A 23,870-nucleotide genomic window follows, 5' to 3' on the forward strand; every position below is an offset into this window, starting at 1 on the left:
CTCAGCCGGCGCGGGTTGTCAGGAGCCGCGGGGGCCGGCGTTGGCGCTGAAATCCAGCATCGCCTTCACGGCCGGCGGCATGGCACTCCAGAGCTGGCGCTCCAGGGTCTGCAGGTCCTGGGTCATCGACGATACCGAGCGCACCTTGGCGTAGGCGGTCTGCTTTTCCGCGAGGAGCTGGGCTCTGGCCTGCTGGGCGTGGCTGCGAATCTGGTCGAGGTATTTCTGCTCGACCTCGCTGCGGCGCAGGGCCTGCGACAAGGCGCCCATGGCCTGGGTGAGGGAGCGGCTGAGGAAGGTCTCGGCGTAGTCGAGTGCGATGACGTCCTTGTAGGTCTCGATCAGCGTCTCGGCGGTGCCGGAGCCCGGCACGGCGTTGGCCACGGCCAGCATCCGGTAGACCGGCTCGCTGGTGTTGTTGATGAAGCCGATGTCGGCGGCGGTCTGCGGGCTGCGTGTGACGATGTTGTCGGACATGCGGCGCAGCCGCTCGGTCACGAGTTGCGTGAACGGCTTGACCGAGACCGTGGTGCGCACCGGGTTCATGCACTCGGCGGGTTCGTCGCACACGTAGACGTCGACATCGACGTTGCCTTGCGTGTTGGACTCGGCGCGGCCGAGCAGCAGGTCACGCAGGCCGGTGATGGTGGGCTCGGCATAGCGCGGGCTGGCACCGCTGCCGTCGTCGGCCGGCGGCGTGAGGATGACTGTGCCGATCAGGCTCATGATCAGCTCGCGCTCCTGCTGACTGATGTTGCCGCCCACCTGGTTCAGCGCGAGCCACGTGACGTTGCCCTTGATGAACGCGGCGTTGCGCACGTTCGGGTCGGCGGAGTTGGCGGCTGTCTTGACCACCGCGGGCGCGTTGGTGGCGCAGGTCATGCGCGCCTCCGCGCGATCGGACACGCTGCCCAGGTACTGCGAGATATTGGCGCAACCGCTCTGCACCGAGCTGTCGTACTCGCCCACTACGCCGTTCACCAGCGCCTGCGCGGCTTCGCAGGAGTTGATGTTCATCGCGTTGATCTTGTTCATCTGGTCCTGCAGCTCGGTGAGCAGCTTGTCGATGTCGGGCGAGATCGACTGCAGGGCCAGCTTGAAGGCGTAGCCCACGGCGTTGGAGCCGATGTTCTGCAGCATGGCAATGAACTGCTGCTTGTTGATGAACGAGAACGCACCGCCGTAGATGTCGATGCCGCCGCAGCCGGCGCGCAGGCTGGGCAATTGGGCGTTGACCAAGGGGTAGTTGCGACCCGGCGCGCGCATCATCAGGCTGCCGCCGGTGTAGAGGTTCATGGCCTGGCCGCGAAAGGCACCGGGGCTGGTCACGTTGCCGAGCGCCCCGAGGTCGTTGAACATCGATTGCATCTCGGTGTTGAGATCGGCCGGTAGTGCGGCGATCGGTGTCACCGCCAGGGTCACCGACAACAGGCCGACGATCAGGCGGCGCGTGAGGGGAACGGATCGCGGGGTCATCGCAGGGTCCTCCCTGGGTTTGTGGCGGCATCGGTGCGGTCGCGCGCCAGGGCGGCGACGCGCTCCAGCAGATCGGACATCGACATCAGGCCGAAGCCCACCGGGCGGATCTCGCGCCGGGCTGGGGCGGTGAGGTAGAGCGCCGGCACGGCAGTGGCGTTGAGCCGTGCGGCCATGCCGTTGTCGGGGCGGGCGTCGGGGTAGTCGGGCAGGGTGCCGCCGTCCAGGCTGATGGCCAGCACGGTCATGCCGTAGTCCTGCTCGAAGCGCTTGAGGATGGGCGCGAAGCGGTGGCAGAAGGGGCAGTCGCTGCGGAACACGAAGATGAGCCCGTGGGTGGCGGCCAGGGTGCGCACGGTCTGGGCATCGCGGTCGCGCTGCTGATCGTCGAAGACGTTGATTGCCATCGCGTTGGTCGGCCGCCCGCTCAGTCCGTAGTCCAGATCGGGCGCGCTCCAGACCAGGCGCTGCCATCGGTCGGCAAACACCTGGGATTTGTCCATCACCATGCGCTGGAATCGCATGTAGGCCAGCAGGTTGGTGTCGCTCGGGTTCATCACCGCCACCCGCTTGAGCTCTTCCAGGCGCTGTTGCAGGGATTCGAAGTCAGCCAGGTCCTTGGGCTTCTTCGGAGTGATCGAGGGCGGACGGGGTTTGGGCGGCAACGGATCGCGGTACCAGAACCAGCCTTCGCGGTGCTGGCGCCAGTAGGTCATGGCCACGTCCGGCGCGTCTGAAACCGGCATGGGATCGACTGCCGGGATGTCGTCAGCCAGCGTCTGGGCGGCAAGGGCTGCCTGAGCGACGCAGGCCACCGACAGGCACAGCGCCAGACCGGCGGCGATGGCCAGTGGCTGGGCGAGTGAGTTTCGGAGCAGCGCTCTGGGCATCTATCGCTCCTCCGGAAAACGCCCGTCGGCGCAGTAGCTCAGCTGGTAGACCAGTTCCTGGTTCTGGCGTTGGCCAGCGACCAGTACGGCACGCTGGCGCGTCGTCACTTCCAGGCGGCCGCAGCCGGCTTGGGGCAGGGCGCGCAGGCGCCGCACGTCGATTTCGATCGGGCTCGTCGTGTCGAACCTGCGCTGCACGTAGGCGGCGCCCGTGCCACCCAGGACGCCGTAGGCAACGCCCTGTTCCGCGGCGCGTATCAGCAGCGGCTTGATCTCGCTGACGGCGATCCTCTCGATGGCAGCGGCAACGGTGGGCTGCACGGTGCTGCATGCGATGGCCAACGCTGCCATGGCGACCGGGAGCACTCGTGTCTTGTGGGTGGTGGGATGGCGGGTCATGGGGCGCAGCTCATTCAGGGCCCGAAGTAGCTGTTGACACGCTGCTGGGCCTGCTGCTGCAGCGCCCCGACGTCGGGCATCTTGGGCGCGATCTCGGCGTAGAACTCCGTGAGGTCCATGCGAGAGAAGTCCAGAGACTGGAGCTGGGCGACGGTGAAACCGCTGCAGTCGGGGCTCTTCGCGCCGCCCCAGCTGCGGGCGAGTTGGGCGCGCCCCTGTTCGTTCAGGATGCGGGCGAGCTTGGAGTTGAAGCAGCAATAGGTCTGCGTCGTCTCGACGCAGGTGCCGATGATCGGGATCTTGATCGAGCAATAGCTGCCCACGCTGTGGCACAGGCGGTTGTCGTTCTTCATGGCCAGGATCTGCTCGGCCTGCTCGCACGACAGCAGGCCGGAGAGCTGGATGGCCAACATCGCAATGGTCCAGGGCCCGGGCACCAACGAGGTGATGAAGGAACTCACCGACAGGTCACCTGCGATCAGGCCGGCCAGCGCGGACGAACCGCCGCCGGCACCGAAGAGCCCTTCGAAGCCGGCGATCACCAGGTCGGGCGCGTCGGACGCGAAGAGGGCGTCGTAGGTGTAGCTCGAACCGATGGCACCGATGGCCTGGCCGCCGGCCCCGCTGATCAGACTCATGGTGCTGAACAACGAGCCGCTGGTGCCACCACCCTTGCAACAGTTGACCAGGCCGAAGAGCTTCTTGCGGCAGCGGTTGTCGTAGCCCTTGAAGATTTCCAGCGTGTTGGGGTCGAGGTAGCGACCGGCTTCGCGCTGCACCTCCAGCCCGGTGACGGCGCGGGCGAAGTCGGGGTCGGGGGCGTGTGAGGTGTCGAAGCACTGGCCATCGATGCAGAACTGCTGGCTGCCGCAGTTCGTCACAGTAGAAGTGGTGCCGGAGGCGACACGGCACTGCCAGGTTTGCTCGAACACCATGCAGGCGCCCTGCGGGTTGGTCTCCACGCAGCTCGACCCGACTTGGCTGCAGCCTCGGTCGCGCAGTGGCTGGCAATCGTCGGTCGAGTTCTGCGAGAGGCAGCTGTACTCGGAGGTGGTGCGCCAGCAGTCCCGATAGACCGGAAAGCCGCCGATGTCGCGGGTGGCCGGCCCTTCGACGCAGACCTCGGTGTTCTTGACGCAATCGGCAGCATGCGCTGACGACATGGCGGCAAACATCACGGTAGCCGCGATCGCCGAAATGGTCGACACCCACGGCCGCGAGGGAATTCGAGACGGCTTCATGGCGGTCATTGCGCGCGAGCCTCCAGCGCCGCGCACTGGTTGTCCCAGGTGTCGGTGAAGGTCACCGTGGTGGGCATGGCGAAGGTGCTCACACCGTAGTAACTGGTGCCCTGGCACGGGTTGGAGAACCAGGCGCCGATGGAGCAGTTCGCGCCCGTGCAGGACTGGCTGTAGTAGGTCTGGTAGCAGAAGTAGCCGTCGATGCGTGATGGCCCTGGGGTCTGGGGGATCTGCGCGTTGAGCGTGCCGGGCACGTTCTGCGATCCGAGGTCCATGTAGACCTGGCCGCTGCCCTTGTCGAGGGTGAAGACGTGCATCAGGTAGCTGTTGGATCCGCAGCTGAAATCGAAGGCCAGGTAGTCGACGCAGGCCGGGCAGGGATCGGCCGTGACGCGGGTCAGGAACTGCCCGTCCGAACAGCCAGGCGTCTGCACCGGGGTGACGATGAGCACCTTGTCGCAGGACAGCGTGTCCGTCGTCCGGTACTGATGACACAGCGCGGTCTCGAAGCGGTCCGGCGTGGTGGTGGTCTGCGCCGTGCAGCCGCTGTAGGTGCCGGCGATGTTGCCGGCGATGGCCTGCGGATCCGCGGTGATGGTCTTGGCGGCGGTCAGCAGCGGATCGTTCGGCGCGATGCTGAAGCTCGGCCGGCGGGTGGGGTTGGTCTGCGAGAAGTTGACCGCGTTGCAGGCCTGCGCGGCATAGCCACCGCTGTTGCCCGGTCCCGTGCAGGCATTCGCCGCTGCCGCTGCAGGTGCTGAGATGCCCGGGCTGCCGAAGTAGGACGTCTGCGGCGGGTTGGTGGTGTAGCCGGGCACGCTGGATTGGGCGGTGTTGCCATTGATCTGGCTGCGGCCCGCGGTGTTGCCGCTGCGGCCGAGCGCCGCGCCCTGGTTGAAGGCATCGGACAGGGTTTGGGCCTGGACCGATAGGCTCAGCGCTGCGATCAGCAGTGCGGCGGTGGTTTGCAGGCTCATGACTTGCGCAGCCTCTGCAAGATCGTGCTCGCGCGCGGCGTGGCTTCGGGGCTTGCGCGCAGCATCGCGTCCAGTGCGTAGTCCAAGCTCACGTCACCCGAGACTGACAAGAAGTTGGCTTGAGATGCCGGTGCTGCGCAGCCCGTGCCAGAGCATCGGGGCAGCTCGGGCACCGAGCCGAAGCCCGGTGTGCCCGGCCTGGGCTCGTCGGCCAGGGTCAGCACGAACGTCGGAGCGGCGCTGACCTGGAAGCGCGTGAAGGCGTCGGGGTCGATCACCCACGACACACGGCGGGTCTCGATCAGCTCGCCCACCGCCTCCAGGGTCTGGCGCATCGATTGGGCCTTGAGCCCGCGCAGCACCAAGGTGGCACCCGATCGGGCAGCCTGGTCGACCAGCCGCTGCAGGCTGCCGCGCGGCATGTCGAGGGTGATGAAGATGCGCAGCGCACTGATGCCACTCGTGGCCGGGGGCGGCGCGGTGAGTGCTGCACCCTGCCTGGCCATCGCCGCGATATCGATGATGCCCGCTGCGGGTGGGGTGGCCGCATCGGGTGCGATGCGGGGGATCGCGCGCGTGGGCTGGGTGGTCAGGCGATCTGGCGTCGGAAGCGGTTGGGCCTTGAGGGCCCGCGCCATGTCGTCCGGACTTGGCCACTGGGGTGATGGCCGGGACGATTGCGATGGAGGTGCCGACTGGCCGAGCGCGACGCACGGCACGAGGACGGCGGCCGCGAGCCAGCGCCAGTGGCCACGCGATCGCTCAGTAGGCGCCGGCACAGCAGTTCCTCTTGCGAAAGATCTGGTAAGCGAAGTCTTCGCCGCTCACCGGATAGGCCTTGCCGGAGCCCCAGATCATGGTGGTGCGTCCGTACGGCTGACAGCACTGGCCGCCCTCCTTGGCGGTGGCCGGCACCGGATAGACCATCTGCAGCTTGTAGTGGGTCTTGTCCATGATCGGCAGCGGGTAGTAGCCGCAAAGACCCTGACTGCCGGCACCGTCGAAGGTGGTGAGCTGGCGATGCATCTTGGCCGTCATGCGCTCAGCCAGCAGCACCGAGGCCTGTACGTCACCCACATGAGCACTGACATGGCCGGTCATCGGATAGATCGACCCTTGGCAGCCTGCACACCAGAACAGGCTGGCCAAGGGCATACCTGCGCTGGCGGCGACACAGTCGGCCGCACAGGCCGCCTTGGCAACGACGTTGGCGAACAGAACCGCCTCGGGGTTCAGGATCGCTGCCAGTTCGTCGTCGGCCCACAGCGGGTCGACTTCAGTCAGGTAGGCCAGATCCAGCGGGCCCTTTTCCAGGCAGGGGAAGTCGAGCAGCACTTCCAGCCAGCTGAGGATCGGGTTGGCGTACCAGTGCACCTGGTAGAAGCTGTTGCGGGTCTGGCTGTCGTGGCCCACCTGCGCGCCGCGCGGCACTTCGATGCCGGGATCGATGGCCAGGCCGCCGAGGCCGACCATGCAGAAGGGTGTGCGCGTGACGTCGACCAGGCGCACCGGCTCCCAGAAGCCGATCGCCACGCCGATGCGCGGTGGGTTGCTGCAGAAGCACACCGGTGATGACGGGTTGGAGATGTCGGGTTGGCCGTCCGAGACGAGGGTGGCCGAACCGAGGGTCAACGGAAACATGCAGCTCCAGCAGATGTCGGTGATCGGGTTCATGAACTGGCCGTGGCACGTCGGCCCGGCGGCAACAGGCGTGGCCAGGCCGGCCAGGCTGGCCAGCACCGCCAAGGTGGCGACGATCCGGCGGCGCAGACGGGTCAGTGCGGAGCTACAGCAGTTCATCGATGCGCAGCCTCTTGCCGTCCTGCGTGACGAGCGCGGGCACGTGGCGGATCCCGAGCTGGGTGGTGAGGTGACCTTGCTGGTCGTAGAACACAGCCAGCTTCCAGCGCCGCATCAGGTCGAGATAGGAGCCGCCGGTCAGGATCAGCTTCACTTGGCCCTTGCGTTCGCCGAGCAGGCGCTGCGCCTGGTCGAGTTGGGTGGTGTCGCGGGCATCGATGAACAGCAGGGGACGCGACAGCGACACGGTGTCGAGCGGATTGACCCGCGTGCCGGGCGCCACGATGACCCGGCCCTCGGCGTCGGTGATGGGGTAAGGCACCTCGATGCTCGGGTCGAAGTGAAAGCTCCGCGCACGGGTGGTCTTGGTGATGCCGGGCACCGGCGCTGGCTGCTCGACCTCGCGCTGGATGCGCGCCTGACTCTCGCGCTGCAGGCGGGACAAGTCGCCGTTGGCTTGCATCTGGCGCAGCTTGGTCTGGATCACCTCGAGCAGGCTGGGCTCCGCAATGGCGTAGACCGGACCGATCACACCGAGGTCCCGGGCGTGCGCGCAGTGGCTGGCGAGCACCGCGACCGCTGCGATGGCCGTGATCACCATGGCTGGCGGGCGGAACCTGGGCTCAGAACAGCGCATGGGCGCGACCGATGATCTGGGCCTGCGACACCCAGCCGGTGAGCCCGTACCTGGAATCCAGGCTGTCCGGGTGCGGGGAACGCACGTAATAGGCGCCATCCGGCAGCGTGCCGGTGGGCCCGGGTTCGAGCGTCAGTCCTTGTCGGCTGAGAGGCTTGGCTCGGCCCACGGCGTGGCCATTGACGAAGTAGTCACGCTCCACCTGGGTCACCACGTCGCCGGACATGCCGGCGATCTCTTTGATGAACGTGACGCCGGCCGGGTAGGGGCCGCCACCGAGCCAACGAAAAGCCACGTAGTCGCCCCTGCCGGGCTGCTCACCACGGTGGATCAGGAAGAGCCGGACCGGCAGGCTCTCCGTGACGTTGAGTGCCACCGTGAAGTGCGCATCGAACCACGCGGCGGCCAGCGCTGCCAACAGGTAGACGAGGGTCCAGCGTTTGAAGTGCCGGATCAGCCGCTCGCGAAAAGCCGCGCGGTCGAAGCGCCGGACGAGGGCTTGCGGCGTGAAGGCGGCGATCGCCGGGAAGTGGCGGGCGAGTGCCGAGGCAGCTGGTGTGGAGGTTGGGGCGGGTGGATGGTCGTTCACGAGCGCTCCTACAAGCCGAGCCGCCGGCGCACATCCGGCGTCAGATCGATCAGTTGGGCGCCGGAACCCAGCACCGCACCGCGGGTGAGCACCAGGCAGCCGCACTCCTCGGGCAGCGACTCGATCAGCTTGCTGACCTCGCCCCCGAAGGCCGCAACGCGCTGGATCGCCATGGCGCGCTCGGTGTCGCTGGTGTCGCGCTTGACGAGCATCGCGGCGACCTGGCTCTCCTTGAGGCGATAGAGCTCGGCGACGTCCAGCGTGCCGAAGGTGGGCTTCTGGGCGCGCAGCAACCACGCCGAGACGCCCCCCACCATGGCCAGGCTGAGCAAGGCGTTGATGGCGATCAGCAGCGCCGCGTCGCGTCGAGTCATGCGGCCGCCCTGTCGCGCAGCACGGCATCAATGGCCTGCGACACGTCCATGCCTGTCGCCCGTTTGGCATTGATGGCGCCGAAGTCCTCGGCCCGGCTGCTGAAGAGCAGCAGGCTGTAGGGGTCGACGATCAACCGGCCGATGCCGTTGCCGGCCGGTGAGTGGATGAAGACCTCGGAGAACGCGCCGTGTTCGGTGCGCAGCGACTGCAGGAGCCGCTTCATCGCGTCGTCCATGGTGAGCTGGCCGAGCTTGTCCATCATCTCGATGGACTCGGGTTTCTGGCGCAGCAGGAACATCCAGTCGGAGTTGTCCAGTGCCGCTTTCGCCGCCGGGTTGCGGTAGTAGTCGTCCACGCCCTGGGTGGCCGACATGAAGGCGCCCTTGTACTTGCGCGCTCGGCGGTAGCCGGCCTCGATGAACTCGGCCGTGGCGCCACCCGACAGCAGGTCCCAGGCCTCGTCGATGATCACGATCTTCTTGCGATCACGTGAGAAGTACATCTCACGGGTGATGCGGTACATCACGATCAGCAGCACCACGGTCTGCAGGTCCTTCTTGGCCTTGAGCTCTTCGAGCTCCAGCACGATGAAGTCGCTGCTGAAGTCGATGGTGGCGTGCGAGTCGAAGTACTTGCCGTAGGTGCCGTCTCGTGTGTAGGGCTGCAGCATGGCGGCCAGGTCCTTCAGGCGCCGGTCGCCCTCTGCGACGGGGGCATTGCCGTCCAGGTCGCTGTCCTTGGGGTCGTCGAGTCGGCCGGTGGCGAGCAGATCGTGGATGTCGGTGACGGTCATCTCACGTCCCTTGGCACGCCAGACCTTCTTGATCGCCGCCCCGAGCGTCGAATACTGAAAGCCCTCCAGCGGTTCGCGTGGCGAGACCATCTGGGCGAGCAGGGGCTGCAACAGCTCCATGTCCTCGTCGATGTCGTCGACGAAGGTGAACGGGTTCAGCGACAGGCCGGCGTTCTCGGTGAACTCGATGAAGCTGCCGCCAAAGTTTCGACAGGCCTTCTCGTACGAGCGGCCGACGTCGATGATCCAGACGCGAGCGCCGGTGCCGAGATAGGCGGCGGCGATCTCGTTGAGCAGCAGCGACTTGCCGGATCCCGAGGTCCCGGCGATCGCGACGTTGTAGTTGCCGGCCGGGTTGTCGTAGACGTCGAGCTGCATCACCTGGCCGCGTCGGCCGCCCAGCAGCAGCACTGGCGTGCCGGTGCCTTGCCACTCCGCGACCAGAGGTGCGAGGTGCACCGCGTTGGCCGAGGTCTTGGTGGTCACGCGCTTCATGCGGCCGAGGTCGCCATGGAAGGCGGGCGACATCGTCATCGGCAGCGAGCCGATCAGGCCCTGGGTCATCATCATGGTGTCGCGCGAGAGCTCGAATCCACGCGCACGGAAGACTGAGCGGGCCGACTGCTCGGCGCGAGCCATGTCGCGCAGGGGTGCGAAGAGCGCCACCTGGTGATGGAGGTCGACGAGTTGCTGGCCGTCGTCCATGGCCTTGAGCACGATGTCCCAGTCGGCCTTGCGCTCCTGCATGTCGGGCAGGAAGCGCGCCATGTAGCTCGTGGCGTTGGTGGTGGCGCGGGCCGCTTTGAGATAGGCCCAGTTGCGCGTGGCCTCGGGGTCGAGCACATGCACGCCGAGCGTGATCATGAAAGGGCAGGGGTACTGCAGGGTGGCCTGGTAGAGGTCGCCGATCAGGCTGCCCATGTTCCACAGCGCGAAGCGCGGCGGGAAGGAACGCACGGACAGCAGGCGCAGCTCGCGGCCTTCGGCCTTGGCTGGGTTGCTGAGCTCGATGCCGGTCTGGCGGATGAAGAGTCGGGTCGAGCGGTCGACCACCTGATCGCGCAGTTCCCTGCCCGGGTCGTAGGTCAATGGCAGGCCCTCGCCGCTCTGGCGGTGCGGATCGACCAGCGCGGACACCCAGTTGATGAGTTCGGTCGCGGTCCAGGGTCGCGACGGAAAACCCGCTGCGTGCAGCGTGGCGCGGTGTCCGTCGCGCAGCAGCAGCAGCTCGTCGATACGACTCAGGTTCTCCGGGCTGCCCGGCAGCGAGACACTGACGACCAGCCGGAAATTCCGGAATAGGTAGCTCTGGTTGGGCAGCAGCGATTGGCGGGCGCCTGCCAGGTAGTGCCCGACGCGACGGCGCGCCATGGTGCGGTGGATATTGCCGTGTCGGCCAGGACGTCCGAGCTCGTCGAACTCAGGCACGACTTCATCGGGCAATCGCAGGTCGGCGTAGCGGCCGAGCGTGCCGCGGATGTCGGGGCTGGCCAGCAGGTGGAACTGGATACCGGTGCCGGCAGGGGATGCGGCATAGAGCGCGGTGAGCACCCGCGCCATGTCCTCGTCGGCCCCGGATTGCGGGCGAACTTCCAGGCAGAAGCCCAGCGCGTCCCGGTTGACGAAGATCTGGTGGTCCTCGAGGTAGGCCCGGTACGGTAACCATCGAGACAGGCTGGCGCTGTCGTCGAGAGCCGGCGCTCGACCGGTGCGCGAGCCTGGCAGCAGATCGGTGGCGCGAACATTCGCGAGGGCCGATTCGAGATCGTTGATCAGGTTGCGCAGCATGTTCAGGGCTCGGTGGGAGCGAGGTCGGCCGGCGACCTCGTCTCCGGGGCCGGGGCAGGGGCCAACGAGGCGGGAGGCGTCAGTGGCGGCGTGGCGATGTCGAGCTTCGTGCGCGATGCCGGGCGGACCCGCTCGATCAGCCACCGCCCGGTGTCGATCACGACGTGCACGAAGGACGCGTCGTGCAGGTCGCCATCGGCGTCTTCCCACGGCGCGATCCACAGTCGCATCACGCGAGGGGCCGAGCGCAGTGCCGCAGGGCTGGGCGCCGTCGCGGCACCGGCCGAGGCGCCGGATGGTGGGACCATCGAGGTTCCGGTCGGCGAAGCGGGTTTGGCTTGACGGGCAGGAGCGGCGCCTGCCATCGACGCGAGGAGGCTTTGCGGTGGCAGTGGGGCCTCATGCACGGCGCGCGCTGCCAGGGGGTTGGCGTTGGCGTAGACACCGGAGACGGAAGTGCACTGGGCACCGATGGGAGCCTTGCAGGCGTAGTTCTCCGTGCTCCCGACGCCTGACAGGGAAGAGGCGCAGCCGCTCAGTACGATGGTGGTCACTACCGCCAGGCTCACCGGCGCGACCCGCGCGGTCGAGTTCATCGGGGGACGACCTCCGACTTGACGTCGCCTTGGGCACTGGCCGCCGATCGAGCCAGCCAGGCCTCGATCTGCTCCTTGCTCGCCGCGCCCGGCAGCATCCGGCCATCCGCAGCGATCAGCGTGGGCGTACCGTTGATGCCCAGCCGCTCGCCCAGCGCCACGTTGCGATCCACCGGATGCGGGCAGTCGGCCTGGGGTACGGCTTCACCACGCCACATCGTGGCGTGCCAGGCGGCGGTGCGATCCTTGGCGCACCAAACAGATACGGCCTTGCTGTGCGCTGCCGGGTGCAGGGACACCAGCGGCATCAGGAAGGTGTAGATCGTGACGTTGGTCAGGGCACGAAGGTCGGTTTCGAGTTTCTGGCAGTACGGGCAGTCGGGGTCGCTGAAGATCGCCAGCACGCGTGAGCCGTTGCCGCGTACTTCCTTCATCGCGTCGGCCAGCGGTAGCGCGTCGAAGTCGATGCGTGCCAGCGTGTCCTTGCGCTCGGCGGTCAGATCCCGCTGCGACTTCATGTCGTAGAGGTGACCGAACAGGAAGTACTGGCCGCTCTGGTCGACGTAGGCCAGGTTGGCGCCCATCACCACCTCGAAGACCCCGGGCCAGGGTGTCGGGTTGACCGCACCGAAACGGGTGGACGGGTAGAGCGCCTGCAGGCGTGTGCCCATCGCGATCGCGGCGGCCGTGGTGTTGGATGCTGCAGTCGCCGTCGCGGTGGCCGCCGGGTTCGCCGATTCAGCCGCAGAGGGCAGCGCGATCGCGGCGGCCAGCAGGCCCGCGAAAACGGGGGTGAAGCTCAGTGCGCGCCAGGCACGTGTGGCCCGCGTGCGCGGCTCATTCATCGTCATCTTCGGAACTCCTTCGTTGGTTGGCTCGGGCTGCGAGTCGCGGATAGGTCTCGGCGTCCTGTGTGGCGGCGTCCAGTGATCCCTGCAGGGCGATGCCCTGGGTGAGCACGACGTCGACGGTGCGTCCGGCGTCGATCTCGATCACCGGGAAGACCTTCTCGGCGAGGGTGATGTAGTACTGGGCGAGCCGATCCAGGGCCTTGCCCACGCCGGTTCCCAGGCCCGCCTGGAGTTGCTTGGCCGGGTCGACGGTGCTGGTGGTGCCCAGCGGCGAGATCGACATCGTGGTCGCGCTCTGCGTGAAGGCCTGGCCGATGCCACTGGCGACACCTGCCAACAGCGCGTTGGCCAGGATCTGGCCCTGCTTGGAGACGAGGCGGCCGCGCATGCCGGCCTTGCCGTCTTCGCCGGCGACATAGCCTTTGACCGGGACGTCGATGGCTGTCCCGTCGCGCGTGATGCACGACAGTGACTCGGTACGGATGTAGGCACGCTCGGAACTGACGTCGCCGTAGCCGGCGCCCACCACGAAGCATTCCTTGACCTTGGAGCGGAACTGGTTGGGCAGCACCGCGTTGTCCATCAGGCGCAGCAGCACGGGCTGCGGGTTGCGCTGGGCCTGCCCGCCGGTGGGGGCATCGAGACCGCCGAGCAGCAGCGCGCGGGTGAAGGCACCACTCGGGATGTAGCGGCGGGTGTCGCGTGGTGCGGCGGTTTTGACCGCGGGGTCGGTGCCGGGCTTCGCGGCCTGGCCCGAGGCCGTATCGGCCAGCGTGATGCTCACGATTCCCGACAGCGGGGCGGCCTGCAGGCCATTCGAGCCGGGTGCCGGCATCGGGCCGAAGCTGCCGGCACGGTTCGGCTGTGGGGGTGGAGGGGGCGGGAGCTGCGGGAGGGCCGCAGCGCGTTGCTGCCCGCTGCCGGTTTGCGCCCCATTGGCCGCGTCGGGACCAAAGCTCGGACGGGTGGCCGGTGCCGCGATCGGAGGCGGAGGCAGGGCGGTGAGTCCACCGTTTGCGGAGCCCGCAGCGCCACTGCCTTCGAGCTTGCGCAGCCGCTCGATCATCTCGCGGCTCTGGCCTTCCATTTCGCTGTCGCGTTGGGCGAGCTCGCGCGACTTCTGCTCGATCGCGCGCAGTTGGGCGTCGGCTTGCCCACGCCAGGCATCGCGCGGATCGACCTGGGCGCCGGGCGCCAGGATGTTGGTCGACTTGGGCTTGGACTGGCGTTCGGTGGCGGGCTTCGAGCCAGTGAGCGACACCGAGAAGACCGTGCCGATGACGATCACCGCGCCGACTCCTGCCAGCAGCAGGTACTGGCGGCGCTTGACGGCCACCGAACTGGGGACGGACTCAGTCATCGTTCTTGCGCTCCCGGATCACGAAGAGGTTGGTGGCCTCGCCCGGTCGCAGGCTGGGGTGCTCCAAGCTGACAGCCATCACGCCGGGCTTGAAGAGTTCGGCCTCCGCCAGCTCCAAGGTCGTGTTGCCGATGTTGGTCAGCTGGTACTTCTCGCCCACCACGCCAGACCCCAGCAGCACCCGCTGCAACGTGAGGCGGGTGCCCAGCCACAGGGCGATGTCGCGTGCAGGCTCCTTGACCTCCATGTCGTCGGGCAGGGCGTCTTCGGCCAACGCGAGCAGCAGGTTCTTGAGCGTGCGGACATGTCGGCCACTGGCCTCAAGGCGGGTGGGCGCCGCGCTGCGCTCGCGCGGCTCGCGGATCACGATCGAGTCGCTCGGGGTGTCGACCGGCTGCAGAAGCAACGCAACCGTGCCGCGATCGGATGTGAGGAAGAGGTTGATCGGCTTGGTGCTTTGCGGGTCGGTGGGCCGCACGAAGATCTGGCCCTTCTCGTCGTCCTTCTCCAGGACGAACTCACCCGCGCTGCCAGTGACCTTGCGCACACGACCGCGCTCGAAGGCGATGCGGGTGACCTCCTTGCGCGAGACCTTGCCGAGCGCTGTCTGCCCGTCCTGCGCATCCACGATCTGGAGCGCGTGGGCGGGATCAACGAGCAGCAGCAGCGGTAGCAGGATGAGACTGGGTTTCCAGGGGGTCATTGGGATTGGTCTCGCGGAATGCCTTGAGGAAGACTCGGCCGCCGGCGTACTGCAGCTCGATGGCGTAGCCCTTCGAGACTTCCGAGACGCGGCGGTCGCTGACGTAGGTGGTGAGTTGGCCGCGCACGCCGACGCGCTGCGTGGCCTCGTCGACGACCAGGTCGCGTGCGCTGAATACCGTCGAGGCTCCGTCGCGCTTGAGTCGATCGGCGGTGGCGGCCATGGCCGTGCGCAACTCTCCGAAGGACGCCGGTGCGGCGTACTGCATCAGCACGCTGGCCTGGTGATCCACGCTGTGCGGCGTGACGTCGAGCGTGAGCTGCATCAGGAAATACGCCATCTGCTGCAGGTACTCGGCGCTGACCCGCTCGGACTCGACCCAGAAGGTCTTGTTGATCGTCGGTGGCACCAGCACCACCCGTTCACGGTCGGACAGGCGCACCGTGAGGAAGGCGAGCACGACGTTGACGAGCAGCGAGCCGGTGAGCAGCACGGCCAGAAAGGTCGTGGCCCGCCGGGCACTCGCGATGTCGGCGCGCAGCCATTCCAGCTTCATCCCAGCAGGTCTCGCTGGTGGGAGGGTGGCGTGCGCTTGAGCCCCGAGATCTGCGCTGGCAGGTGCCAATACAGCAGGTGCAGCGCGAAGGCGGGATGTTCGCCCGACTTGGCCTTGCCGAAGCTCCAGGCTAGCAGCACGCCCAGGGCGCAGCCGGTCATGAAGAAGCCGGCCACCATCCCGATCAACACCGCCCCCAGGAAGATCAGGGCGACGTCGATCTCCCACCAGAACATGCGGGGTGCATCGTTCAGGCGGCGCGGGATGTCGAGCGAGGCGTCAGTCATGGCCGCGTCGCGTCAGATCGTCGCCGTCATGATCGAGTCGATGATGGTCGGCACGTAGACCATGAACAGTGCGAACACCACGCCGGCCAGGGCCGGGACCGGCGAGGAACGGGCCACGCCGATGCCCGCGCCGAGGATGAACGCGGCCACGGCGATGGCCTTGCCGAGATAACCGGTCGCCCAGTTCAGCAGCGTCGTGTACATCGTCTGGAACTCGGTCCCAGTGGTACCGGCGAAGGCCGAGGTGGCGCCGAGCGCCAGGACGATTGCCACGGGCGCGATGAGGGCGATGCGGCGGGATGGGTTCATGGGGAAGTCCTTTCTGTGGGGAGGCAGCGGTCGGGGGATGGAGGCGGGCATGCGCAGCCGCTACTGCGCGCTCGCCGTGAGTAGCGGTCGGAGGGAGGGGGCGGAGGGCGGCCCGGGCCGGGGCGGCGCTCGGGACGCGGTCACCTGGCGGTAGACCCGCTCGGCGTAGGCCCTCCGCAGCGTGGGACTCGCGGCGTTGTAGGCACCGACGGCCTCCCAGGTGTAGCCCAGCCGCCGGACGTTGCCGGCGAGGATCCAGGCGCCGACATGGATGCTGGTGCAGGGGTCGAACAGGTCGCGCTCTGCGATGCCGTGGGCAGAGAGGCGTGGCAGCCAGGCGGAGTTGATCTGCATGAGGCCGATGTCGCGGGAGCCGTTGCGGTTGCGGCCGACGGCCTGCGGATCGAGGCCGGATTCCGTGCGGGCGATGGCGTAGAGCAACTCGGGGCTGACGCCGTAGCGTTCGCCGGCCTGCTCCCAGCAGGCGTGTGCGGGGAACGTCGCAATCAGGCTGATCGCGACGATCAACCCCACCTGGGGACGCCGGCTCATCGACTTGGGCAACAGGACCTCCTCACACGTTGGCACGGGCGCTGGCCGCGGTCAGCACAGCGCATTTCGAGGTCATCGTAGGCAGGCAAGGTCCTTGAAACAGGGTCAATCGGGGCCTCGCTGAAGGCCCGATTTCCCCCTGAAAAGCGGGCGACTCCAGTGGGTCGAGTGGCGCTCTCTTCGGAGGCCTTTCGTGTGGCCCGGGCGCACCGCTTGCGGGATGCTGCGCGAGGGCGGCGTCAAGGCCGATTCAGGGCTTTGTCCGCGCCGCGGTCATTGCTGTCGGTGACTCGCGCGCGCGGAATACTGCCCGGATGCCTCAACTTGAAGACAGGCGCGAGCCCCGCTTTGGAGCCGACATCGGCGACCGTATGCAGGCGCCTATCGCGTCGCGCGGGATGCCTTCTGGTGTGGGTGTCGAACAGCCTGTGCTGGCCGCTCAGTCGCTGATCGATCGCCTCGGACTCGGCAATGCGATTCGGTGCCTGCGCATCAAGCTGGCCTTCCCGGCGGAGGTGTTTGCGTTGGCAGCGCAGCCGCTGATCGAGGGCCATGCCGCGTTCGTCCAGATGCTGCCCGTGTCGGGCTCGGGACAGCTTGGGCGGGCTGGAGGACAACTTCACAGGGCGCTTGCGACAGCGCTGCGCTCGCTCGATCGGCGACGCGGCCAGATCCTGCCGCGTGGTGCCGCCCCCGAGGTCATCGGCGCACAGGCGCATCGATGGACCTACGCGGTGTTCGTGGCGGCATTGCTGCGCGACTTGCCTTATGTCAGCGATGGGATGCGGGTGTGGATGGCAATGGGCACCGGCGTTCCTCGTGCATGGAACCCAGCGGCGGGCTCGATGCGGTCCTGCGGCGCGCTCGGGTATGTCGTCGAGTCCTTGCCGCCTGGGGTGGTGCCGGATCCGGTCGACGCGGCAATGGCCTGGGAGCTTTTTGAGCGCTGTGTGCCGGCTGCCATCCAGGATTGGCTCAGGGAGGATCCTGCATTGGTGGCCGAACTGCGAGCGTGCCTGAGTGGCAATGCCGATCCGGACGGCGTCCTCAGCGAGTTGGTGGAAAGTGATGCGCCCAGAAGGCCGCCGGGTAAAGCCCAGGCGGTCAGCGTTGCGCCCGTGGTTCCGGCAGCGACACCCGTCGTCGCGGTCAGTTCACCCGAGACGCAGAGCGTCCTCGCCGTGGATCCGTCTGAATTCCTGGAGGATGTGTCGCCTGACGAATCCGCGCTTGCTCGTCAGTTCATGGCGTGGCTGAGCCAGGGCATGCTCGATGGCAGGTTATCGGTGAACGAGCCTGATGCGCTCGTGCATGTGGTGGCTGAAGGCTTGTTGCTTGCCTCGCCACGCATCTTCCGGGAGTTCGCCAAACAGCAAGTCGGGGTGCCAGAGTCCGCTGCCGATGCGGCCAAGCGCGTGCAACGCGAGGTCTTGCGCGAGGGGTGGCACCTGCGTGCCGATCGCGGCGTGAACATCCTCTGCTACGAGCGCAAGCGGTCCGACCGTGGCAGTACGCGGATCAACGGCATCGTGATCCGCGAGCCGCAGCGATTCATCCAGGCACTGCCCGCCATCGATTCGGCGCTGGTGCGCGTGGTGGAAGGCGCGAGCGTGCCGACCTGATGGCTTACCCGCTCGAAGTCCTGCTGCGGCCGGCGCATGAGCTGCGTTCTGCCTGTGTGTCGGCGCTCGGCGCGGGCGTGGTGATCGGTGCGCCGGGCCTGTTCCTGCTGAGCCGACCGTGGGACTGGCTGCTGGCCGGCGCATTGGTGGCGCACGCGGCCTGGCGAGGTACTGCCGGCCTGCAAACCCTGCGCTACCGTGCCAACCTGAGACGTCAACGCCGTTACGAGGTGACCTCGACCGAGATCCCGTGGTCGGCTGAGCGGCTGTTTCTGGGGCGGGGCTTCCAGTGGGACCAGCGTCACACCCAGCGCCTGTTCGAGGCTCGTCGGCCCGAGAACCAGCCGCTGTTGCAGCGAGGTTTGCTCGTTGAACTGTTCGGGCGCCTGCGTCCGCAGTTAGTCGCACCCGTCGGCCTGGGCGGCGATCCCGCAATCCACGGGGTCGAGCCGGGTGAAGCCGACATCTGGATGGACATCGCCGACCGGGTTGGTCACACGCTGGTGCTGGGTACCACGCGGGTGGGCAAGACGCGCCTGGCGGAACTGCTGATCACCCAGGACATCCGTCGCGGTGAGGTGGTCATCGTGTTCGACCCCAAGGGTGACATCGACCTGCTGCGTCGCATCTATGCTGAAAGCCAGCGGGCAGGGCGCGCGGACGAGTTCTTCATGTTCCACCTCGGACACCCGGAGATCTCGGCGCGCTACAACCCGGTGGGCAGCTTCTCGCGCATTACCGAGGTGGCCACGCGCATCGCCGGCCAGTTGCCCTCGGAGGGACAGTCGGCCGCGTTCAAGGAATTCGTCTGGCGCTTCGTCAACGTGATGGCGCGCGCGCTGGTGGCCTTGGGCCGCAAGCCCGATTACCAGGAGATCAACCGCTACGCCTCCGATGTCGAGCCCTTGCTGGTCGACTACTTCGAGCACTGGTTCGACCAGGAGCCGGCTGCCGCCGGTTGGCGTGAGGCATTGCAGGCCATGGCGATCGACAAGAAGAGCCTGGACAAGGGGCTGCAGTCGCGCGGTGCGCGTGCGGTCAGCCTGGTCGAGTACGCCCGTCGCCGCAAGCTCTACGACCCGATCGCCCATGCGTTGGCCTCGACCCTGAACTACGAGAAGAGCCACTTCGACAAGCTGGTGGCGTCATTGCTGCCCTTGATGGAAAAGCTCACCACCGGCCGCACGGCAGCGTTGCTGTCGCCGGCGCTCGATGATCCGACCGACTGGCGGCCGGTGTTCGACTGGACCTCGGTGATCAATTTGGGCGGGATCGTCTATGTCGGGCTCGATGCGCTGTCCGACTACGAGGTGGCGGGCGCGGTGGGCAATTCCATGTTCGCGGATCTCACCAGCGTGGCTGGCAGCCTCTACAAGTTCGGCCCAGGGCGCGGACTGCCGGGCGAGATCCGACCGCGGCGCATCGCCATCCATGCCGACGAGTTCAACGAGTTGATCGGCGACGAATTCATCCCGCTGCTGAACAAGGCGGGCGGGGCGGGTTTCCAGGTGACGGCGTATACGCAGACCTGGTCGGACGTGGAAGCTCGCATCGGCTCACCCGCCAAAGCCGGTCAGATCGCAGGCAACTTCAACACGCTGATCATGTTGCGGGTGAAGGAGGTGGCCACGGCCGAGTTGCTGACAGACCAGTTGCCTGAGGTTCATGTGGTGTCGACCATCGTGTCGTCGTCGGTTTCGGACACCAACGATCCGGGCGAGTTCACCGATTTCGCCAGCCGCAATGAGGACCGCATCGCCCCGGAGAGCGTGCGCATGCTGGAGCCGACCGATCTGGTGCAGTTGCCCAAGGGCCAGGCCTTTGCATTGATCCATGGTGGCCGGTTGCACAAGATCCGGATGCCGCTGCCCAGTGCCGAACACGATCCGCTGATGCCCGAGGGCCTGACGGCGATCGGGCAGGCGTTGCGCAGCCGACTGGACGGCCCATGGAATCGGCCGCAGGAAGACCTGGTTCAGGCCGCGGAAGTGGAGGCCGGACTTGGCGAGTAAGAACACGTCGTTTCACGAGGGTCCCTTGGCCGGTGTGCTGCTGAGCCCGCTGAAGCTGGCGTTCTCGGTGGGGCTGGGATTGGTGGCGACCCTGCTGGTCGCATGGAGCATCGACTGGATGTTCGTGTCGCGGGTCAGGCCCGATGGTGTGGACCGGTTGCACAGTCTGCTGGCAGCAGATCTTGGGCACGGCATCTCGCTGGCGGCACGCCAGGGCCGGGGGGCTGGCGAGATCACCGGGCCGGCGAATCTTCTGTATGGCTTGGTGTTCGAGGTCACCGGCATCCATGACATGGGGCTGCGCTTCGCTGAACCATCGGCCTTGTCGATCCCGGATACGGTGGTGCGTCGCAGCTACCTGGCCAATCGCGAGGCCATCGAGACCGCGATGGTCGGAACGCAGTTGCTGGGCGTGCGATTCGCAACGTTCATGCGATTCCTCCCGCTGCTGCTGCTCCTGTATGCGGTGGGCGCAGCCGACGGACTGACAGAGCGCGCGATTCGCAGGTCCTGCGGAGGGCGAGAGTCAGCCAGCCTGTACCACCGGGCGAAGTACCTGCAGATGGTGGCACTGGGGCTGGGCGGGGTCGCGCTGTTGGTCTGGCCGGGGCCTGTTGCCTGGGAGCTTTGCGCTGGGTTGATCGTCATCCTCACTGCCTGGCTGGCGCGCCAGCAATGGGCGTTCTACAAGAAGCACCTGTAGGTCGACCGGGGTCGGTGCTACAGGTACTTCCGGTAGGTATGGCTGTTCTTGAGGTCGATGCCCATGGCTTGCATGATCCGCGCACGAGCCTGTTCATCGTCGACGTAAAGAGAACTCGGGCGACCCCAGAACGGAGCGGTCTTCACTGCCTTGCCGGTGGGCAGCGTCCACTCGTTGCGCTCGGACGACGAAACCATGGTTCCCTCGATGAAGGTCTGATGCGAGGTGGCGGTCTTGCGGATGATGTCGAGCACTTCCTCGACGAACTTCCGCTTGACCGCGGCGCCGTTGAAGATGTCGCTCGGGCGCCTGCCCCTGGCTGGCGATGTCGGAGTCGCTGGGTTCATGGCTGCGCCGCTCTTTCGACAAGGATTTCGGACTCGACGACCACTACCAGCCCGACGTGAGGCAACGAGAGAGGTCTGTGAATCGCTTGGCGCGCTTGTCGTAAGGCGTGCGCAGATTGATGCAGGCACCGTCGTCCTCGACGTCTCCTTCGAATTCCAGAACCGCCCCAGAGTCGCTCTCGACCGAGCATGTAGCGATGCAGTTCATGCCGTTCGACTCGTTGGCTTCCATCTGCTTCTCGGCGATCGCATCCTCCAGGCGGCTGCGTTCGCCCTTGGTCAAGAACGCAAAGCTCGGGTCGTCGGATTCGTCCAGCGGCTCGGAATGCGTCAGAAGTTGCTGGAACCGCTCGGCCGAGACGGCCTCTTCGATCAAGTAGACGAGTTCGGAAGCCGGGGAGTTGTACCGGGCATGTTCCTCGACGCTGACGATCGGCGCATAGCGGGTGAACGACCATTCGCTGCCCGGCCGCCAGTGCTCCGGGACGTCCAGTGCATCTGCCAGATCATGGGCGGGGATGGCGCTGAACTGCGGCGCTCGTCGGCGTACATCCTTGGCCACGGCGTCCCGTCGCTCTCCCGGCGAGAGGGCCAGCAGAGCTTGCAGGCCGGGGTCGTCGGCAGCCCCTGTGCGGGTCCTTGGCGGCTTGCGTGAGGTCATGGTCGGCGCACTCCCTTCGAAGGTGTCGTGACGGTCTTTGGGTCGACTGAGCTGATCTAGAGTCAATTTTGCTGTGCAGCAAATATTGCCTTCTTACGGAATATTCTATACAGTTCCATCATTCGCTGTACAGCGAATAACCCATGAGGCATGGTCGTGAACACATCTGAAGTCGAGAGCGCGTTGATCGCCGAACTCCTGGAAGCCCTGCGGGCCCTCCCGGACGTGACGGCCGATCTCGCGTGCCAGGGCGACTCTGGCGTACAGGCCGCATTGAACGACGTGTCGGTCTCGATGGAGGTTGCCGGGCGTCCCTTGGCGCTGCTGGTCGGGATCCGAAAGGCGCTCTATCCGCGGGATGTCCGGCAGGCACTTTGGCAGATCCGTGATGCGGCGTCGCGACGCAGTGGCGATGCCGTCGCAGAAGGCGCCGTGCCGCTGCTCGCGGCTGAATCGATTTCCCCAGGCGCCAAAGACTTACTGAAAGCGGAACGGGTCGGTTATTTCGACGCCGGGGGCAGCCTGTACCTCCCCGCACCAGGGGCGCTCTTCTTCGTGGACAAGCCGCCGTCGAAGTCGACCTCTCGGGCCATCCGTTCGCTGTTTTCCGGGCGCCGCGCTCATGTGTTGCACGGCCTGCTGATGCGTCGCGAGGACTGGCTGGGTGTCACCGAGCTGGCCGAGGATGTCTCGGCATCCCCGTCGACCGTGTCGATGGTCTTGACCGAACTGGAACGACTCGACTGGCTGGATTCACGGGGGCAGGGGCCGGGCAAGCAGCGGCGCGTGAGTCAGCCTGCGGCACTCCTGGATGCCTGGGCCACGAGCCTGCGGCAGCAACCGGCTGCGGCGATGCGCAGGTTCTTCGTTCCTTCCATGAAGGTCGACGCCCTGGCCGCAGGACTCGACGATGTGTGTTCTTCGCATGGGATCGACTACGCGGTCACCCACGAAGCGGCTGCCCAGCGCTATGCCCCATTTCTGTCGAACGTCTCCCAGGTTCGCATTCGCATGGCGGCCGGTTCGGCCACCGAGGCTGCGCTGGGTGAGCTGGGCGCCCGCCCCGTCAGTGAGGGCGCGAATCTGGTCATCATCGTCACCAAGTCGCCAGGGGATCTGCTGTTCAGGCAGCGGGTGGACGGTGTCTGGCTGGCCAGCCCGATCCACACCTACCTGGACCTGGTGCGCGCCGAGGGGCGCGCCAAGGAATTGGCCGAGCACCTGCGCAAGGAAAGGATCGGCTTCTGATGGTCAAACCTTCGCACTTCGGCGGATACAGCGATGCCTACACCGTGGACTGTGAGCGTGTCCTCGTCACGCTGTTGCGCGGGCTCGGGCCATGGAAGGAGTCGGTCTTCCTGGTCGGAGGTCTGACGCCGCGCTATCTGGTGCCCCAGCGTCCACCCGACGTGCCTGCGCACGCCGGCACGCTGGATGTCGACATCGTCATCGATCTGCAGCTCCTGGCCGACACCGACGCGTACCACTCGCTGGAGGACAACCTGAAGCGCATGGGCTTCGAGCGCGCTGTCAACGAACAGGGGTTGAAGCTTTCGTGGCGATGGCAGACGCGCACCGAGCACGGGGCGCTGATGGTGCTGGAGCTCTTGGCCGATGCGCCCCAGATCGCCGGGGGCCGCGTGCAGCCGTTGCCGACGGAAGGCACGATCTCGGCGCTCAACATTCCGCACTCGTCCATTGTTTTCGACCTGCATCAGGTCACCGAGATCCGCGCGGAGCTGCTGGGCGAGAACGGCGTGGCCACCGAACGCGTCAAGCATGCGGACATCGTCAGCTTCACGTGCCTGAAGGCCTTCGCGTTCGACCAGCGCTTCGAGCGCAAGGACGCCCATGATTTGGTCTATTGCATCGAGCATGCCCCAGACGGGCTCGGCGCCGTCGTCGCAGCCTTTGGCCATGCGATGGCCGGCTCGCATTCAGCCGTCATCCGGGAGGGACTCGATGTCCTGAGGCGCCGATTCGCCAATGACGAGGCGACCGAGGGCTACCGCAAGGACGGGCCGGTTTCGGTGGCCAAGTTCGAGCTTGGTGAAGGGCCGGACGCCGAACTCCGCGAGGCCAGGGTGCTCCGGCAGCGCCAGGCCAGTGACCTCATCGACCGGCTGCTCGCCGGCATCGGGTAGCGGACATGTCGATCGAGTGCCTCTACATGCGCGATGCCCCGACTACGGCTCGATCCGAACTACGCGCTTGCCGGCCTGGGCCTGCTCGCACATTTTCGGCGATTCTCCGTCGATTAGTGTCAGCAGGCTCATCTGGTGAGCTTGTCGGCCGTCAGCATTCAAGGTTGACTGGACCACGCTGCGCGCGGTCCTTCCCTATGAA

At 66.8% G+C, this 23,870-nt stretch carries 26 protein-coding genes; 5 read left to right on the plus strand and 21 right to left on the minus strand.

All coding sequences use genetic code 11. From position 1 onward, the window contains the following. Nucleotides 1-18: 18 nt before the first annotated feature. From CCX87_RS07770 to CCX87_RS07855, 19 genes are read right to left on the minus strand one after another with little or no spacing between them, the layout of a single operon-like run. Nucleotides 19-1,476, minus strand: a complete 1,458-nt coding sequence (locus tag CCX87_RS07770; protein WP_087745241.1) for a conjugal transfer protein TraH — start codon at nucleotides 1,474-1,476, stop codon at nucleotides 19-21. Further along, entirely contained in the window at nucleotides 1,473-2,366 is an 894-nt protein-coding gene (locus CCX87_RS07775) for a conjugal transfer protein TraF (protein WP_087745243.1), read from the minus strand. The genes CCX87_RS07770 and CCX87_RS07775 overlap by 4 nt, the downstream gene beginning before the upstream one ends. After that, nucleotides 2,367-2,765: a hypothetical protein gene (locus CCX87_RS07780; RefSeq protein ID WP_087745245.1), complete on the minus strand. Its 399-nt coding sequence runs from the start codon at nucleotides 2,763-2,765 to the stop codon at nucleotides 2,367-2,369. 14 nt (nucleotides 2,766-2,779) lie between these two features. Further along, nucleotides 2,780-4,015: a conjugal transfer protein TraN gene (locus CCX87_RS07785; protein WP_087745247.1), complete on the minus strand. Its 1,236-nt coding sequence runs from the start codon at nucleotides 4,013-4,015 to the stop codon at nucleotides 2,780-2,782. Then, nucleotides 4,012-4,983, minus strand: a complete 972-nt coding sequence (locus CCX87_RS07790) for a hypothetical protein (protein WP_087745249.1) — start codon at nucleotides 4,981-4,983, stop codon at nucleotides 4,012-4,014. Before CCX87_RS07790 ends, CCX87_RS07785 begins: the two co-directional genes overlap by 4 nt. After that, nucleotides 4,980-5,762 carry a type-F conjugative transfer system pilin assembly protein TrbC gene (gene trbC / locus CCX87_RS07795; RefSeq protein ID WP_143218336.1) on the minus strand — a complete coding sequence of 261 codons (783 nt, stop codon included), beginning with the start codon at nucleotides 5,760-5,762 and terminating at the stop codon, nucleotides 4,980-4,982. The genes CCX87_RS07790 and trbC overlap by 4 nt, the downstream gene beginning before the upstream one ends. After that, nucleotides 5,746-6,783, minus strand: a complete 1,038-nt coding sequence (gene traU / locus CCX87_RS07800; protein WP_087745254.1) for a conjugal transfer pilus assembly protein TraU — start codon at nucleotides 6,781-6,783, stop codon at nucleotides 5,746-5,748. Before traU ends, trbC begins: the two co-directional genes overlap by 17 nt. Continuing rightward, complete coding sequence (traW, locus tag CCX87_RS07805) at nucleotides 6,770-7,420, minus strand: type-F conjugative transfer system protein TraW (RefSeq protein WP_232476505.1); 651 nt, start codon at nucleotides 7,418-7,420, stop codon at nucleotides 6,770-6,772. The genes traU and traW overlap by 14 nt, the downstream gene beginning before the upstream one ends. After that, nucleotides 7,407-8,009, minus strand: a complete 603-nt coding sequence (locus CCX87_RS20750) for a S26 family signal peptidase (RefSeq protein WP_157667113.1) — start codon at nucleotides 8,007-8,009, stop codon at nucleotides 7,407-7,409. Before CCX87_RS20750 ends, traW begins: the two co-directional genes overlap by 14 nt. Before the next feature lie 8 nt (nucleotides 8,010-8,017). Further along, nucleotides 8,018-8,383 (minus strand): hypothetical protein, encoded by a 366-nt coding sequence (locus tag CCX87_RS20755; RefSeq protein WP_157667114.1) that lies wholly within the window; start codon nucleotides 8,381-8,383, stop codon nucleotides 8,018-8,020. Then, nucleotides 8,380-10,965 (minus strand): type IV secretion system protein TraC, encoded by a 2,586-nt coding sequence (gene traC / locus CCX87_RS07815; RefSeq protein ID WP_087745260.1) that lies wholly within the window; start codon nucleotides 10,963-10,965, stop codon nucleotides 8,380-8,382. Before traC ends, CCX87_RS20755 begins: the two co-directional genes overlap by 4 nt. 2 nt (nucleotides 10,966-10,967) lie before the next feature. After that, on the minus strand, nucleotides 10,968-11,561 hold the full coding sequence (gene traV / locus CCX87_RS07820; protein ID WP_087745262.1) for a type IV conjugative transfer system lipoprotein TraV: 594 nt from the start codon (nucleotides 11,559-11,561) through the stop codon (nucleotides 10,968-10,970). Next, on the minus strand, nucleotides 11,558-12,412 hold the full coding sequence (locus tag CCX87_RS07825; protein ID WP_232476506.1) for a DsbC family protein: 855 nt from the start codon (nucleotides 12,410-12,412) through the stop codon (nucleotides 11,558-11,560). Before CCX87_RS07825 ends, traV begins: the two co-directional genes overlap by 4 nt. After that, nucleotides 12,399-13,772, minus strand: coding sequence for a TrbI/VirB10 family protein (locus CCX87_RS20760; protein WP_143218337.1), 1,374 nt, complete (start codon nucleotides 13,770-13,772; stop codon nucleotides 12,399-12,401). The genes CCX87_RS07825 and CCX87_RS20760 overlap by 14 nt, the downstream gene beginning before the upstream one ends. Beyond that, entirely contained in the window at nucleotides 13,765-14,475 is a 711-nt protein-coding gene (locus CCX87_RS07835; protein ID WP_087745266.1) for a type-F conjugative transfer system secretin TraK, read from the minus strand. The genes CCX87_RS20760 and CCX87_RS07835 overlap by 8 nt, the downstream gene beginning before the upstream one ends. After that, nucleotides 14,423-15,031, minus strand: a complete 609-nt coding sequence (gene traE, locus CCX87_RS07840; protein ID WP_087745268.1) for a type IV conjugative transfer system protein TraE — start codon at nucleotides 15,029-15,031, stop codon at nucleotides 14,423-14,425. The genes CCX87_RS07835 and traE overlap by 53 nt, the downstream gene beginning before the upstream one ends. Next, nucleotides 15,028-15,318, minus strand: coding sequence for a type IV conjugative transfer system protein TraL (gene traL, locus CCX87_RS07845; protein ID WP_087745270.1), 291 nt, complete (start codon nucleotides 15,316-15,318; stop codon nucleotides 15,028-15,030). Before traL ends, traE begins: the two co-directional genes overlap by 4 nt. Before the next feature lie 12 nt (nucleotides 15,319-15,330). After that, a complete protein-coding gene (gene traA, locus CCX87_RS07850) occupies nucleotides 15,331-15,627 on the minus strand; it encodes a TraA family conjugative transfer protein (RefSeq protein ID WP_087745272.1) in 297 nt (98 codons plus the stop codon). A 60-nt stretch (nucleotides 15,628-15,687) separates the two neighbouring features. Then, a complete protein-coding gene (locus tag CCX87_RS07855; RefSeq protein WP_269466815.1) occupies nucleotides 15,688-16,191 on the minus strand; it encodes a lytic transglycosylase domain-containing protein in 504 nt (167 codons plus the stop codon). Nucleotides 16,192-16,493: 302 nt separating this feature from the next. Between CCX87_RS07855 and CCX87_RS07860 the strand changes: the two genes are divergently transcribed. The 3 genes from CCX87_RS07860 to CCX87_RS07870 are packed head-to-tail and all read left to right on the plus strand — an operon-like array spanning nucleotide 16,494 to nucleotide 20,516. Further along, nucleotides 16,494-17,801 (plus strand): conjugal transfer nickase/helicase domain-containing protein, encoded by a 1,308-nt coding sequence (locus tag CCX87_RS07860; protein ID WP_087745276.1) that lies wholly within the window; start codon nucleotides 16,494-16,496, stop codon nucleotides 17,799-17,801. Continuing rightward, a complete protein-coding gene (traD, locus tag CCX87_RS07865) occupies nucleotides 17,801-19,813 on the plus strand; it encodes a type IV conjugative transfer system coupling protein TraD (RefSeq protein ID WP_087745278.1) in 2,013 nt (670 codons plus the stop codon). The genes CCX87_RS07860 and traD overlap by 1 nt, the downstream gene beginning before the upstream one ends. Continuing rightward, the gene (locus CCX87_RS07870; protein WP_143218338.1) at nucleotides 19,803-20,516 is read left to right on the plus strand and encodes a DUF4400 domain-containing protein; all 714 of its coding nucleotides are present in this window, start codon (nucleotides 19,803-19,805) and stop codon (nucleotides 20,514-20,516) included. Before traD ends, CCX87_RS07870 begins: the two co-directional genes overlap by 11 nt. 17 nt (nucleotides 20,517-20,533) lie before the next feature. On the opposite strand, the gene CCX87_RS07875 is transcribed toward CCX87_RS07870, so the two are convergent. Both CCX87_RS07875 and CCX87_RS07880 read right to left on the minus strand, forming a co-directional pair. Continuing rightward, complete coding sequence (locus tag CCX87_RS07875; protein ID WP_087745284.1) at nucleotides 20,534-20,863, minus strand: hypothetical protein; 330 nt, start codon at nucleotides 20,861-20,863, stop codon at nucleotides 20,534-20,536. A 43-nt stretch (nucleotides 20,864-20,906) separates the two neighbouring features. Beyond that, nucleotides 20,907-21,524: a hypothetical protein gene (locus CCX87_RS07880; RefSeq protein WP_087745286.1), complete on the minus strand. Its 618-nt coding sequence runs from the start codon at nucleotides 21,522-21,524 to the stop codon at nucleotides 20,907-20,909. Nucleotides 21,525-21,674: 150 nt separating this feature from the next. Between CCX87_RS07880 and CCX87_RS07885 the strand changes: the two genes are divergently transcribed. Beyond that, on the plus strand, nucleotides 21,675-22,772 hold the full coding sequence (locus CCX87_RS07885; RefSeq protein WP_087745289.1) for a hypothetical protein: 1,098 nt from the start codon (nucleotides 21,675-21,677) through the stop codon (nucleotides 22,770-22,772). Further along, nucleotides 22,772-23,668 carry a hypothetical protein gene (locus tag CCX87_RS07890; protein ID WP_087745291.1) on the plus strand — a complete coding sequence of 299 codons (897 nt, stop codon included), beginning with the start codon at nucleotides 22,772-22,774 and terminating at the stop codon, nucleotides 23,666-23,668. Before CCX87_RS07885 ends, CCX87_RS07890 begins: the two co-directional genes overlap by 1 nt. Nucleotides 23,669-23,870: the final 202 nt, after the last annotated feature.

The organism is Acidovorax sp. T1 (genome assembly GCF_002176815.1).
GTDB lineage: Bacteria > Pseudomonadota > Gammaproteobacteria > Burkholderiales > Burkholderiaceae_C > Acidovorax.

Excerpts from the sequence above, each read along its gene's own strand:
- CCX87_RS07770 (WP_087745241.1), bottom strand. The coding sequence starts at position 1,476 with ATGACCCCGCGATCCGTTCCCCTCACGCGCCGCCTGATCGTCGGCCTG.
- CCX87_RS07775 (WP_087745243.1), bottom strand. The coding sequence starts at position 2,366 with ATGCCCAGAGCGCTGCTCCGAAACTCACTCGCCCAGCCACTGGCCATC.
- CCX87_RS07780 (WP_087745245.1), bottom strand. The coding sequence starts at position 2,765 with ATGACCCGCCATCCCACCACCCACAAGACACGAGTGCTCCCGGTCGCC.
- CCX87_RS07785 (WP_087745247.1), bottom strand. The coding sequence starts at position 4,015 with ATGACCGCCATGAAGCCGTCTCGAATTCCCTCGCGGCCGTGGGTGTCG.
- CCX87_RS07790 (WP_087745249.1), bottom strand. The coding sequence starts at position 4,983 with ATGAGCCTGCAAACCACCGCCGCACTGCTGATCGCAGCGCTGAGCCTA.
- traU (WP_087745254.1), bottom strand. The coding sequence starts at position 6,783 with ATGAACTGCTGTAGCTCCGCACTGACCCGTCTGCGCCGCCGGATCGTC.
- traW (WP_232476505.1), bottom strand. The coding sequence starts at position 7,420 with ATGCGCTGTTCTGAGCCCAGGTTCCGCCCGCCAGCCATGGTGATCACG.
- CCX87_RS20755 (WP_157667114.1), bottom strand. The coding sequence starts at position 8,383 with ATGACTCGACGCGACGCGGCGCTGCTGATCGCCATCAACGCCTTGCTC.
- traC (WP_087745260.1), bottom strand. The coding sequence starts at position 10,965 with ATGCTGCGCAACCTGATCAACGATCTCGAATCGGCCCTCGCGAATGTT.
- traV (WP_087745262.1), bottom strand. The coding sequence starts at position 11,561 with ATGAACTCGACCGCGCGGGTCGCGCCGGTGAGCCTGGCGGTAGTGACC.
- CCX87_RS07825 (WP_232476506.1), bottom strand. The coding sequence starts at position 12,412 with ATGACGATGAATGAGCCGCGCACGCGGGCCACACGTGCCTGGCGCGCA.
- CCX87_RS20760 (WP_143218337.1), bottom strand. The coding sequence starts at position 13,772 with ATGACTGAGTCCGTCCCCAGTTCGGTGGCCGTCAAGCGCCGCCAGTAC.
- CCX87_RS07835 (WP_087745266.1), bottom strand. The coding sequence starts at position 14,475 with ATGACCCCCTGGAAACCCAGTCTCATCCTGCTACCGCTGCTGCTGCTC.
- traE (WP_087745268.1), bottom strand. The coding sequence starts at position 15,031 with ATGAAGCTGGAATGGCTGCGCGCCGACATCGCGAGTGCCCGGCGGGCC.
- traL (WP_087745270.1), bottom strand. The coding sequence starts at position 15,318 with ATGACTGACGCCTCGCTCGACATCCCGCGCCGCCTGAACGATGCACCC.
- traA (WP_087745272.1), bottom strand. The coding sequence starts at position 15,627 with ATGAACCCATCCCGCCGCATCGCCCTCATCGCGCCCGTGGCAATCGTC.
- CCX87_RS07860 (WP_087745276.1), top strand. The coding sequence starts at position 16,494 with ATGCCTCAACTTGAAGACAGGCGCGAGCCCCGCTTTGGAGCCGACATC.
- traD (WP_087745278.1), top strand. The coding sequence starts at position 17,801 with ATGGCTTACCCGCTCGAAGTCCTGCTGCGGCCGGCGCATGAGCTGCGT.
- CCX87_RS07875 (WP_087745284.1), bottom strand. The coding sequence starts at position 20,863 with ATGAACCCAGCGACTCCGACATCGCCAGCCAGGGGCAGGCGCCCGAGC.
- CCX87_RS07880 (WP_087745286.1), bottom strand. The coding sequence starts at position 21,524 with ATGACCTCACGCAAGCCGCCAAGGACCCGCACAGGGGCTGCCGACGAC.
- CCX87_RS07885 (WP_087745289.1), top strand. The coding sequence starts at position 21,675 with ATGGTCGTGAACACATCTGAAGTCGAGAGCGCGTTGATCGCCGAACTC.
- CCX87_RS07890 (WP_087745291.1), top strand. The coding sequence starts at position 22,772 with ATGGTCAAACCTTCGCACTTCGGCGGATACAGCGATGCCTACACCGTG.